General features: G+C 39.7%; 12 protein-coding genes and 1 pseudogene. 6 read left to right on the forward strand and 7 right to left on the reverse strand.

Going from position 1 to position 12,517, the window contains the following annotated elements; all coding sequences use genetic code 11:
- Window positions 1-235: 235 nt before the first annotated feature.
- From ygeH to ATB02_RS24540, 3 genes are all read right to left on the reverse strand, one after another.
- Window positions 236-1,612: a HilA family transcriptional regulator YgeH gene (ygeH, locus tag ATB02_RS24530; RefSeq protein WP_105272361.1), complete on the reverse strand. Its 1,377-nt coding sequence runs from the start codon at window positions 1,610-1,612 to the stop codon at window positions 236-238.
- A 334-nt stretch (window positions 1,613-1,946) separates the two neighbouring features.
- Window positions 1,947-2,438 (reverse strand): tetratricopeptide repeat protein, encoded by a 492-nt coding sequence (locus tag ATB02_RS24535; protein ID WP_000102383.1) that lies wholly within the window; start codon window positions 2,436-2,438, stop codon window positions 1,947-1,949.
- Window positions 2,439-2,664: 226 nt separating this feature from the next.
- Window positions 2,665-3,156 (reverse strand): hypothetical protein, encoded by a 492-nt coding sequence (locus tag ATB02_RS24540; RefSeq protein ID WP_039020558.1) that lies wholly within the window; start codon window positions 3,154-3,156, stop codon window positions 2,665-2,667.
- A 430-nt stretch (window positions 3,157-3,586) separates the two neighbouring features.
- Here ATB02_RS24540 and yqeK point away from each other — a divergent pair, with 430 nt between their 5' ends.
- Window positions 3,587-4,012 (forward strand): protein YqeK, encoded by a 426-nt coding sequence (yqeK, locus tag ATB02_RS24550; protein ID WP_000350603.1) that lies wholly within the window; start codon window positions 3,587-3,589, stop codon window positions 4,010-4,012.
- A 35-nt stretch (window positions 4,013-4,047) separates the two neighbouring features.
- A complete protein-coding gene (locus ATB02_RS24555) occupies window positions 4,048-4,128 on the forward strand; it encodes a hypothetical protein (protein WP_072132081.1) in 81 nt (26 codons plus the stop codon).
- A 32-nt stretch (window positions 4,129-4,160) separates the two neighbouring features.
- On the opposite strand, the gene yqeJ is transcribed toward ATB02_RS24555, so the two are convergent.
- The 4 genes from yqeJ to ATB02_RS24575 form a co-directional block, all read right to left on the reverse strand.
- On the reverse strand, window positions 4,161-4,643 hold the full coding sequence (yqeJ, locus tag ATB02_RS24560) for a protein YqeJ (RefSeq protein WP_105272362.1): 483 nt from the start codon (window positions 4,641-4,643) through the stop codon (window positions 4,161-4,163).
- Window positions 4,636-5,445, reverse strand: a complete 810-nt coding sequence (locus tag ATB02_RS24565; RefSeq protein ID WP_105272363.1) for a winged helix-turn-helix domain-containing protein — start codon at window positions 5,443-5,445, stop codon at window positions 4,636-4,638. The genes yqeJ and ATB02_RS24565 overlap by 8 nt, the downstream gene beginning before the upstream one ends.
- Before the next feature lie 333 nt (window positions 5,446-5,778).
- Window positions 5,779-6,411: a helix-turn-helix transcriptional regulator gene (locus tag ATB02_RS24570; protein ID WP_097430949.1), complete on the reverse strand. Its 633-nt coding sequence runs from the start codon at window positions 6,409-6,411 to the stop codon at window positions 5,779-5,781.
- A 459-nt stretch (window positions 6,412-6,870) separates the two neighbouring features.
- Window positions 6,871-8,100, reverse strand: coding sequence for an amino acid permease (locus ATB02_RS24575; protein WP_000065947.1), 1,230 nt, complete (start codon window positions 8,098-8,100; stop codon window positions 6,871-6,873).
- A gap of 254 nt (window positions 8,101-8,354) precedes the next feature.
- Between ATB02_RS24575 and ATB02_RS24580 the strand changes: the two genes are divergently transcribed.
- The 4 genes and pseudogenes from ATB02_RS24580 to araE all read left to right on the forward strand — a co-directional run.
- Window positions 8,355-9,536 carry an acetyl-CoA C-acetyltransferase gene (locus ATB02_RS24580; protein WP_000656039.1) on the forward strand — a complete coding sequence of 394 codons (1,182 nt, stop codon included), beginning with the start codon at window positions 8,355-8,357 and terminating at the stop codon, window positions 9,534-9,536.
- A 286-nt stretch (window positions 9,537-9,822) separates the two neighbouring features.
- Window positions 9,823-10,659, forward strand: a complete 837-nt coding sequence (gene kduI / locus ATB02_RS24585) for a 5-dehydro-4-deoxy-D-glucuronate isomerase (RefSeq protein WP_000383251.1) — start codon at window positions 9,823-9,825, stop codon at window positions 10,657-10,659.
- 29 nt (window positions 10,660-10,688) lie between these two features.
- The gene (kduD, locus tag ATB02_RS24590) at window positions 10,689-11,450 is read left to right on the forward strand and encodes a 2-dehydro-3-deoxy-D-gluconate 5-dehydrogenase KduD (RefSeq protein WP_000603526.1); all 762 of its coding nucleotides are present in this window, start codon (window positions 10,689-10,691) and stop codon (window positions 11,448-11,450) included.
- A gap of 314 nt (window positions 11,451-11,764) precedes the next feature.
- A pseudogene (gene araE, locus ATB02_RS24595) lies at window positions 11,765-12,517 on the forward strand (arabinose-proton symporter AraE); the annotation flags it as partial.

Below are 12,517 nucleotides of genomic sequence, written 5' to 3' on the forward strand. Positions count from 1 at the left end.
GTCATCACCCGTTGCAGTTGCTATATTTAAACTTTGAGAAAAATTATTCATATTGATTGGATTAGTCATAAAGTTCCCTTTTTATTTGTCCAGGCCAATAGCCTATACACAATACTTTTTAATCTAGAGTATTTGATATATATTGCAATAAGGTAAATATCTTAGATATTTTCATCTCTGTTGTTTAAATAACTAGTTGCATACATCTAAACAATAAAATTGCGACAATAAAGATTTATCGCATACAAATTCTCGTCAGTTGCTTTAGTTTCAAAATGTTGTCAATTATAACTCGATGGCTTTCACTCGAAGTTTCTTTATAGTAGAGTTTCATGTTGCTTTTGAGCGGGTTAGGCACATACATATCTACACACTCTTTTATCACAACTGCTTTTCGTCTTCTGGGTTCGAGTTGTAGTGATTTGTCTATACAAATCCTTGCCTCTTCAATTCTTTCATTATGAAAGTTGACAAGTGCTCTATAGTAGTAGAGAGAGGCTATATCAGTTGTGTGTATCTTAGCCTGTTCAAATAAGATATGAGATACTTTTGCTTGTCCAGACAGGCCAGTTATCAGTCCCATAATAGCTAAAATTTTTCCATCGACATTGGTTATTTCTGATACATAATGTAAAAGCTCTAATGCTTTTTGAGCAGCAAGTTCAAGTTCATATTTTCCATGAAGTGCCAAAGACATATGGCATTCCGCTAGCAGACAATAACATTCTGTTTTTAGCGTCTGTATATCACTTTTATTTTGTAATCCATCAAATATAGTCATAGCCCTGTAAATGCTTTCAGGAGTAAACTCGTAAAGTTCTTTCTTACCAGCCAACAGTTCATCTGATAAATAATGATTCTTGTAACCTTGATCCGGTTTAGCTAATCTTTCAGAACGCTCTGGATTATGTACCGTTTGAAGGATATTATCTATAATAAATTGTGATGTGTTATGTAGTTCATCAACAGGAAGATGATTACTGGCGATGAGGAAAAGATTTTTAGCGTCGATCAGTTCAATGTATAAAGTTTTCACCGCGTTATTCTGGTTTATTCTTCCTGTAACGAAATAATCTGGCTTGAATCTTCTCAAAAATGAATTTTGCGATATGTGATCATTACAAAAATTTGTCGCAGCCATCGGATAGGTATAAAGGCCCTCGATTTTTTTATTTGAAATGTTTTGCACTAATTCCTGATTAAGTATTAATGGATCCAGGGTATTCAATGAAGTGGTGAAAGGAAATATAGCTATGGAATAGTCTGAAGTGTTATCTTCATTTATTCTGGTTTTGAAAACCTGTCCACTGAAACGATAACCTTTCCGGTAGATTGTTTCTATGCAACGATCATAGCCAATTTTTTCAAAAATGCAGCGCAAAGAATAGATACATCTTGTCAGGGACTCGTCACTTACAATAATATTTTTCCATACTGATTCGATGATCATATCTTTCAGGACAACATGACCAGCGGATTCAAGTAATACGATCAATACTCCTAACTCTTTCGGTGGAATATAAATTTGCTCATTTCCTTGAGTAAGAATTCCATCTTCCGTGAGCGTTAATCCCTCAAGAAAATGATATGAGAATTTATTTTCTAAGTCCATTAGTTAACCTCTATGAAAAAATTGGTTTCTTGCATCCTGCATAAGCAATAGAAATAGTGGCTATTCATATTTATGTGTCATTAATGCTATAGGAGTTTACATTCGACATATCTATGGTTGTGTTCACTAATTTATCTTAGGAATTCAGTGATGTAATCTGAAATAGCCTTATTCAATTTTGATAAAATAGATTGTTCTCTAACGCGTTGAAAAATAATAATTTATAGTGTGTTCTTAACTGTTTTAAGATGTTGATTTAAGAAAACATAAGAGAAGCTGGTCATAGTGGTTAACTGCACTATAACCAGCAATTTTAACCAAAAGATTGTAATGCTTAGCCATTATCTTCTGAATTATCAGTTAAGAGTTCAATATATGCCTGCGCTTTGCTCTTAACACTTTCATCCTCACAATTGTTAATAATATGATAGAAACATTGCATTGCGTTATCGATATTTTTAGCCCCAATTTGACATTGACCCATACGATAAATAACTGAATAGTCATCATACGGGGAGTAATTGTAACTTAGTTTGTAAAGGTCATATGCTTGTTGATATTTCTTTTTTGACTGGCATACTGATGCAAAACCTTTTAGATATTCATGATTTTCGAACGCATAAATGCACAGAAATTTATAATAAATTTCTGCGTCCGTTATATTACCTTTTTCATGGTAGTCGAATGCATATGCATATATTCTATCAAGGATATCAGGAGTCAATCCATGTAGTAATGCCAGATTTTCTCCTTGCGATAATGCGTGTTTTAGTTGACTTGCCCATTCATCACTGTTATTGAATATTTCAAGTGTATCTGTGCTCATAATATTCCTCTGTGATGTGTTTCGTGATGCTAAATTATTATTGATTGACTCATTAATTTTTTTGTATTTATCTTTTTTGAATTATGAGTTTTAAGCTTGCATTGCTTATGGGTATATTGGTTCATTATTAGTAAAAATACTGACCACTATAAACCAATAATGTCATTAGTTGTTTTGCTAATATTCACCTTATTAGTTATCTTATTTACGATATTTCATAAATGCCTTAATATGCATGACCTTGATTCATATTATCGATTTCCATTTTTTCGATGAAAATTAAAAAGGGGATTTTTGCGAAGGGTAGTAAGTCGTCTGGTTTTTTTTCTTTATTATGTCTGATGACGAGGGGGGATAGTACGTCGGTGCATATAGTAGAGAATTTATTCAGGTCTAAATTATTCTCTATTTTGGCCAGTTTTATGAGTTCATTTGTAGCCATACTCATTAAATCATCTGTTATCGGAAATTTATATATGCTCATAGCAGATAATATTGCTTGCTGAATTATTTCTTCAGAAATATCCGCTATCTTTATTGACAAATCATGTGTTAGATATTTTCCTCCAAGAGATTCTTGTTCAATATAATTTAAACCAGACCTCATCGTAATTTTAACTGGATTCACGAATTTCTCTTCATTTTTCTTATTTTTGTTCTCCTGATCAGGAACTAATGGTTGCAGTGGTAGGCTATTATTAATATTTCGTGGCTTCATTTTACATTTCTCTCATTTGATTAGAGCAAAATCCGAATTCGCAGCTTCTGATAATGTCAAATATCACCTTTTCTAATGCTTTATTCTATCAAAAATCGCTCATTTTTACTTTTTTTACCATAATGTTACTTAGTAGCATCGGCAATTTACATAACTTACATGTTGTTTTTTATATCCTGAAAAAACAGATAGATAGTGTGCACACTCGAAATGATATTGGTAACATAAATAGCTTTATTCGTGACAAACATCTCAAAAGATTTCCTTTTATTATTTTTGAAATTCATTTGATCAAGGTTATCACCTTATGGAGACGTTACGTAGAATGACTATATTTGTTATCGGCACATTAGGGGTATTAAATTTAGTATTGATGGAAGGTGATTATTGAACAGTAACATCGAGTCACGGTAAATATGTGAGGTATATAATGGACATTGAGTTTTCGCAGATTCATGAAATGGTCTATATGCATGATATTGTAAATTCGGACTCGAAAAAGAAACCAAGGATTCCGTTAAAAAAATTCCTTAATGCTGAGAAGGTTCTCACGCAAACAACATCATGGGCACTAAATTCAAGATATGTGAATGTTAATTCTGTCAGTAAAGTCAATGTAAAGAGTAAAGTTAAAAACAGTTATATCTCACGATCTGTCAATGATGAGTTTAGTTTAACAGATGATGAAATCAATTCTTTTAAAGAAACGTTAGTCCTTTCCTCTATTGATTCACTAAGTAAACTGGTTCTTAATAATCCTCTTTCTGTATTGTTTACATCGACTGTACGAAGGAATAATAATAGAGCTAAGATGAATGTTGAGTTCGACTCATGGATTTGCACCAGATGTTGTTGATACATGATATTTTACATTGCAAGGTGATGTCTAAAATGAAAGATGTTGATCAAAACTTTGATGCTTTATACTGGCATATACTACAAGCATATTTAATTTTATTGTTTTATGATTAACGAGGTTCCATCTTTTTGTTATCTATTTAAGTTTACCTTGCACAATGCATGATTGCTCTGTTACCAATACTCAAAATAAAAGCATGCTTACCTTGCTTTAGTATATTATAGCTTACACTTTTTTCTGGAAATACATAAAAATCAGGAATAAGTTCTGCAAGTCTATCATCATCGACTTGATCCATGATCTCAAATTTATTAATTTTCTTTGATGTTAAATGGGCTGTGTCATAGTTTTCAATCCATGTGTATTCAATATTTCGCCGTATTGATTTACTTTCTCTGTTACCTTGTTGCCAGGTTCCGCTCAACGCAACAGTTCCTGTTTTATTTTTTTGGTTGTACATAAAGTCGATGGTAAGATTTGCTCGCCCCTTGTCATTAAAAATTACCCAATTTGCAGTGCATGTTTCATTATATATCATTTTTTCTGCAGTATAAGAGTAAACAATGAAGAGAATAAACCCACTGATAAAAACTAAAATAAATAATAAGTTTTTTTTATAATCAATCACGATTAACCTCACGGTAAGATAGGGTTAAACAGCCTGCCACTTCATGTTGGTTATAGTTTTTATTGCATGCCATAACAATCATCCTTGGTGAGGATTTTGCAAGAGGGAAGTATAACCACGGATATTTTTTACAGTTAATCCCCGAATCCAGTATCCGTGTCTTATATTTATCGAACTCTTTCAACCCATCAATTGTATCTTCTGTCACATTAAAATGGCAGCCATTAATTTCCGCAACAGTCTTGTAATCCTTGAAGAATGGCTTCGGTTGATTATTATTCCATAGCCAATGTGCAGAATATATGCCTATAGCAAATATGCTCAACATAATTAGATAACTTTTTATATGTTTGAGGATTTTGTTATTGAAATTGTTTGCGCTACCAATGCTCTCTTTGTACCCCGCATTACCTTTTACGGCAGGTGGGGTATTGTGTGTATGTGCGTCTGTTGAAGAGTTTATTGCATGATTTTGTATGTTAATGTCATTATGAATCTTGAATCCTCTTCTCGGCACGGTTGCAATAAGCGAGTGGGTGGTATCACCAACAGCGCGAAATCCGCGTCTGATAATGGATATGTTCTGATATAACGTGTTAGTTGGCACACGCATACCTTCTTCTTCCCAGACTCTGGTGAAAAAATCTTGTTGTGCAACCACATCAGGAAAAGCTTCAAGTAGAAGTGATAAACAACGACTGGCTGGCGTTGTCAGAACGACGTTAAGATCGGCGTTATGTACCGATATTAATTTTCGGTGCTCAGGCCAGAACTCGATATTATCGTTAATAATCCAGTACATACGTCAATAGACACTAAATCAATCGAAATGGAAATCACATAGTTTGCTAAGTATATTGGTATTTACGGCATAAATATATATTAATTTTATATTTATCATAATGATTGAAATGAGGCTTTAATGTCGCAACGTAAAACTTTACGTAAATTAACATGATTAACATTTACGCCACTATTGTTTGTAAATCCATATTTCGTAATGCTTCTGAATTTTTCGTGTGATGGTTTTAAATACCATGTTGTTTACTCTTGGGGTTACTGCTTATTTGTAAAATACGGGCATTTCAATAGATGCCCGTATAAGCAGAGTATGATTCTGGCAGATTGTTGAGTATCAATGTTGGACCGAATGTGAACGAATAAATAACTCGTTTATTTTACCACCCATTCTCTTTTCGATTCGTTGCTTGTACGCGTAGATGCTACGGATATCCATATCCAGAACTTCAGCAATCTGATATGGATTATAACCAGAAACCATATACCCCATTATGGTGAATTCCATCTGAGTTAATGTGTTCCCTCTGGTAAATGATAAATAACGACCTATAAATAGTTGTCTGATCTTTTCATTGGCAACATCAAGACCATCATCATTATATATGACAGCAGATATTGCAGAGTTGTGTTTTCGCCAGTAGTTAGCTAACGATTGCATATTTCGGTCGCTGACTAAAACAATCCCCATTTCAGTACTTGCAAGATAGTCAATCCAGTCTTTTTCAAGGAATAGACGTAAAAAACTTACTGAAAAATCGACAAAAATATATCCGCTTAATCTCGCATTGTGGTTTTTTGTTAAGATACCTTCCACCACACCACGATTAAAATATGAACTTTCTTCGGGCCACATACAAAAACACGAGTTTGCGCAATACTGCAAACGCGGTGACTCTTCTGGCATTATTTGGCAATGCATTGAGCAACTATTGCATGTAAGACTTTTATAACGACTACAAAGCCCCATGTTAAGAACCTCCCTATCCGTATATAATTGCATAATTTCATTGGTTATTGATGATGTCAATACACCATGATTTTGTAATTTTGCTGGGAAAAATTGCGATTAATCTGTATTTGCTATAATTCTGAGTAAAGCATTTAAAAATGCATTTCTCGTTATTAAATATGATTATGTTTCACTGATTTAATCTTACCTGGTTGATGGTGGTTCAGATAACTATCTCATGGTATGAGAATATCTATATCGCAAATTGTTTTTGAATGACCAGAAGATATCTTGCGAATCTAAGTTATGCATCTTAAATAGTCTTATTTAAGATGTTCAGATCTCTTTGTGTGTTTAACTAACTGATAATACTAGGATATGACGAGAGATGTGATAGAGCGGAATAATAACAAATGAACATTATGAAAACTGGAATGGTTCAAAATTGTAGCAATTTTGAACCATTCACAACGGATATTAGCTAAAGAACATTACCGATACGCACAGGATACCCACGATCAGCGTAATCAGATTTCCGATGGAACGCCAGGGTTTAAGCGCCGGGATGAGATATGTTGACAGCGTAGGCATGATGAAAAGTATCATGGCAATGAGCGGGCCGCTGATCGCGTAAATCATCGAAATCGCGTTCGGGTTAATGCAACAAACAAAGAAGGTAATGAGCGATACCAACATAATTGATAGTGCGCGGTTAAATGCACGACTTTTCTTTACACCAACCTGCTGTAGTGTTGTTTTGACGACCTCCGTGGCACCTTCAATAACGCCAAAGTACGTACCCAGGAATGATTTCGACATCGCAACTACTGCGACAATAATCCCGGAAATTGACAACCATGCTGGGGCGTTCGGCAGCATAGAAAGCGCCGATAAAATGGTAACCCCTTCTTCTTTAGCCGCTTCAATATACGAAGGTGGAATAGAAAGCAGGCAGCTAAAGACAAAGAACAGTACACTTATGCAGATGATGAGATAAGCGACTTTCATAATTTTTTTGCATTTATCCATAGCGTGTTCGCCATATTTTTCACGTCTGTCTATGGCAAACGTAGAAATAATGGGCGTATGGCTAAAGGCGAAAACCATCACGGGAATCGATATCCATATCTGGTGAAGGGTATTCTGATTGAACTCTACCTGGGTAGTTAATAGATCAGGTTGCCAACTACCGACCAGGTAAATAGATAGAAATAGGAAATAGGCAATCAATGGGAATACCAAAAATCCCATTACCCGAATAGTGGCATGGCGTCCCATCAGAAAAATGAGATTCAGGATTAATACAACACCCAGACTCACCAACATACGGATGCGAAGATCAATAACCATATGCTTTGCCAGCTGTTCCGTAAGTGAGTTGGTAATTGCCACGGCATATATCAACACGACGACAAAAAAGGCGATGAAGTACAGCGTGGTAATCAGATTACCAATCTTCTTGCCATAGTAGTGTGTTACCGCGCCCGTTATCCCTTCACCTGCTGATGTTTTTGATGAGAGGATGAATTGGCATAAGGCTTTATGTGGCCAATATGTTAAAGGCCAGGCGACCAGAGCAGTAATAAACAGGACCACAGCCCCTGCCGAACCTAACTGAATAGGAAGGAAGAGCGTGCCTGCACCAACGGCTGTGCCGTAGAGCGCGAAACTCCACAGAGTTTCTTCTTTTGACCAAATATTAGACATTATCTGAACGTATCATCTACAAATTAAACAAAATGGAGGGCAATTTACCATAAACCAGGTTAAGTATGGGAGATTAACGCCCTTTCTACCTCTCTATTGGTGGGTTAGTGGTTGCAAACCTTACGTGCCAGTTATGTCTCTGACTGCTGGTCAGGCGTATTTCCTTTGTGATAAAAATCACTTTTTTTAAACAATTAAGATAACTGTAATTAACAATCATTTACTATTGCACTGTTAATTGGTGCGAGGTTGTGATGAAAGACGTTGTGATTGTCGGGGCGTTACGGACACCTATCGGCTGTTTTCGTGGTGCGTTAGCGGGTCATTCCGCCGTGGAACTTGGCAGCCTGGTCGTGAAAGCGTTAATAGAACGTACCGGTGTTTCTGCATATGCGGTGGATGAAGTGATTCTTGGTCAGGTGTTGACTGCAGGGGCAGGGCAGAATCCGGCAAGGCAATCGGCTATTAAAGGTGGTCTTCCTAACAGCGTTTCTGCAATCACTATTAATGACGTTTGCGGTTCCGGGCTTAAAGCACTGCATCTGGCTACTCAGGCGATTCAGTGTGGCGAGGCGGATATTGTCATCGCCGGTGGCCAGGAAAACATGAGCCGCGCACCACACGTTCTTACAGATAGCCGCACCGGTGCACAGCTTGGCAATAGCCAGTTGGTTGATAGTCTGGTGCATGACGGCTTGTGGGATGCCTTCAATGATTATCATATTGGTGTCACCGCCGAAAATCTGGCTCGCGAATATGGCATCAGCCGTCAGTTGCAGGATGCTTACGCACTTAGCTCGCAACAAAAAGCGCGAGCGGCGATTGACGCCGGACGATTTAAAGATGAAATCGTCCCGGTAATGACCCAAAGTAACGGTCAGGCGTTGGTTGTTGATACCGATGAACAGCCACGCACTGACGCCAGTGCAGAAGGCTTGGCCCGTTTAAATCCTTCATTTGATAGTCTCGGTTCTGTGACAGCGGGTAATGCATCATCCATAAACGATGGCGCAGCTGCGGTAATGATGATGAGCGAAGCCAAAGCGCGAGCGTTGAATTTACCCGTGCTTGCCCGCATTCGCGCATTTGCCAGCGTTGGTGTAGATCCGGCATTAATGGGAATTGCGCCGGTGTATGCGACACGCCGTTGCCTGGAACGTGTCGGCTGGCAGTTGGCTGATGTCGATCTTATTGAGGCTAATGAAGCGTTTGCTGCTCAGGCGCTTTCGGTTGGCAAGATGCTTGAATGGGATGAGCGTCGGGTCAATGTTAATGGTGGCGCGATCGCGCTCGGTCACCCAATAGGCGCGTCCGGTTGCCGAATCCTGGTTTCTCTGGTTCATGAAATGGTGAAACGTAATGCCCGCAAAGGACTGGCTACGCTTTGTATCGGCGGGGGCCAGGGCGTGGCATTGACCATTGAACGTGACGAATAGCTCTGCATTTCCTCCTTACCGATAAATATCAGCCGTCATTAATCTGTTGAATAATGGTGGCTGGCGAGTCGACATACATTTTCAGGGCTCCCTGATTTTTCCATTCTCATGACATATTCGTGATCGACACTGCACTTTTTTCAGTCCTTACCTTAAAAATGAAACATTGTTTTATTTTTAATTGAAAACCCTATCCTGTGGGCATATCATCCCCTTATAGAGAAAACGAAACAGCGTTTCACTATCGTTTTCTATTTTCACGCTTCACTGATTATCGGAGGTTGATGTGGACGTAAGACAGAGTATCCACAGTGCGCATGCAAAAACGCTGGATACCCAGGGGTTGCGCAATGAATTTTTGGTTGAAAAGGTATTTGTCGCCGATGAGTACACCATGGTTTACAGCCACATTGACCGTATTATTGTTGGCGGCATTATGCCGGTAACTAAAACGGTTTCCGTTGGCGGGGAAGTTGGTAAACAACTCGGGGTAAGCTATTTCCTGGAACGTCGCGAGCTAGGTGTTATCAATATTGGCGGTGCCGGTACGATTACCGTTGATGGTCAATGCTATGAAATCGGTCACCGCGAAGCCCTGTATGTTGGTAAAGGCGCAAAAGAAGTTGTCTTTGCCAGTATTGATACCGCTACTCCGGCGAAGTTTTATTACAATTGCGCACCTGCGCATACGACGTATCCCACCAAAAAAGTCACACCGGACGAAGTATCTCCAGTCACGTTAGGCGATAACCTCACCAGCAACCGTCGCACGATTAACAAATATTTTGTCCCGGATGTGCTGGAAACCTGCCAATTGAGTATGGGGCTGACGGAGCTGGCTCCGGGTAACTTGTGGAACACCATGCCGTGTCACACCCACGAGCGCCGGATGGAAGTTTATTTCTATTTCAATATGGATGATGACGCCTGCGTTTTCCACATGATGGGGCAGCCGCAAGAAACGCGTCATATTGTGATGCATAACGAGCAGGCGGTGATCTCCCCGAGCTGGTCGATCCATTCCGGTGTCGGAACCAAAGCTTATACCTTTATCTGGGGCATGGTCGGTGAAAACCAGGTCTTTGATGATATGGACCATGTGGCCGTTAAAGATTTGCGCTAGTTGTGGGCATAAACGAATAAGGTATTGTTATGATTTTAAGTGCATTTTCTCTCGAAGGTAAAGTTGCGGTCGTCACTGGTTGTGATACTGGACTGGGTCAGGGGATGGCGTTGGGGCTGGCGCAAGCGGGCTGTGACATTGTTGGCATTAACATCGTTGAACCGACTGAAACCATCAAGCAGGTCACGGCGCTGGGGCGTCGTTTTTTAAGCCTGACCGCCGATCTGCGAAAGATTGATGGTATTCCTGGACTGCTGGATCGCGCGGTAGCTGAGTTTGGTCATATTGATATCCTGGTGAATAACGCCGGATTGATTCGGCGCGAAGATGCTCTCGAGTTCAGCGAAAAAGACTGGGACGATGTCATGAACCTGAATATCAAGAGCGTATTCTTCATGTCTCAGGCAGCGGCGAAACACTTTATCGCACAAGGCAATGGCGGCAAGATTATCAATATCGCGTCAATGCTCTCCTTCCAGGGCGGGATCCGTGTGCCTTCTTATACCGCATCAAAAAGCGGCGTGATGGGCGTGACGCGATTGATGGCGAATGAATGGGCTAAACACAACATTAATGTTAATGCGATAGCTCCGGGTTACATGGCGACCAACAATACTCAACAACTACGGGCAGATGAACAACGTAGCGCGGAAATTCTCGACCGCATTCCAGCTGGCCGTTGGGGACTGCCGAGTGACCTGATGGGGCCGGTAGTGTTTCTTGCCTCCAGTGCTTCAGATTATGTGAATGGTTATACCATTGCCGTGGATGGCGGTTGGCTGGCTCGTTAATCCATTCTTCTTACTTTTATGACCCTGCCGCATGGCAGGGTTTTTTATACCTGTAGATCATCATAATCCATATCATGGTTATGAAATAATCCATATCAATTATCAATTAGTGAACTTTATGAATTTTATCTGCTTTAAAATTAGTTGGTTAATAATAATCTCAATAATTCAACTTAATTTGAAAATTGGAATATCCATCACATAACGACATGTCGCAGCAATTTAATCCATATTTATGCTATTTCCGACCTGACACCTGTGTGAATTGTTCACGTATTTTTTCACTATGTCTTACTCTCTGCTGGCAGGAAAAAATGGTTACTATCAATACGGAATCTGCTTTAACGCCACGTTCTTTGCGGGATACGCGGCGTATGAATATGTTTGTTTCGGTAGCTGCTGCGGTCGCAGGATTGTTATTTGGTCTTGATATCGGCGTAATCGCCGGAGCCTTGCCGTTCATTACCGATCACTTTGTGCTGACCAGCCGTTTGCAGGAATGGGTGGTTAGTAGCATGATGCTCGGCGCAGCAATTGGTGCGCTGTTTAATGGGTGGCTGTCGTTCCGCCTGGGGCGTAAATACAGCCTGATGGCGGGAGCTATCCTTTTTGTGCTCGGTTCGATAGGGTCCGCTTTTGCGACCAGCGTAGAGATGTTAATCGCCGCTCGTGTGGTGCTGGGCATTGCTGTCGGGATCGCGTCTTACACCGCTCCTCTGTATCTTTCTGAAATGGCAAGTGAAAACGTTCGCGGTAAGATGATCAGTATGTACCAGTTGATGGTCACACTCGGCATCGTGCTGGCGTTTTTATCCGATACAGCGTTCAGTTATAGCGGTAACTGGCGCGCAATGTTGGGGGTTCTTGCTTTACCAGCAGTCCTGCTGATTATTCTGGTGGTCTTCCTGCCAAATAGCCCGCGCTGGCTGGCGGAAAAGGGGCGTCATATTGAGGCGGAAGAAGTGTTGCGTATGCTGCGCGATACGTCGGAAAAAGCGCGAGAAGAACTCAACGAAATTCGTGAAAGCCTGAAGTTAAAACAGGGCGGTTGGGCACTGTTTAAGATC

Origin of the sequence: Escherichia sp. MOD1-EC5189, from assembly GCF_002966045.1 — a bacterium.
Taxonomy (GTDB): Bacteria; Pseudomonadota; Gammaproteobacteria; order Enterobacterales; family Enterobacteriaceae; genus Escherichia; species Escherichia coli_F.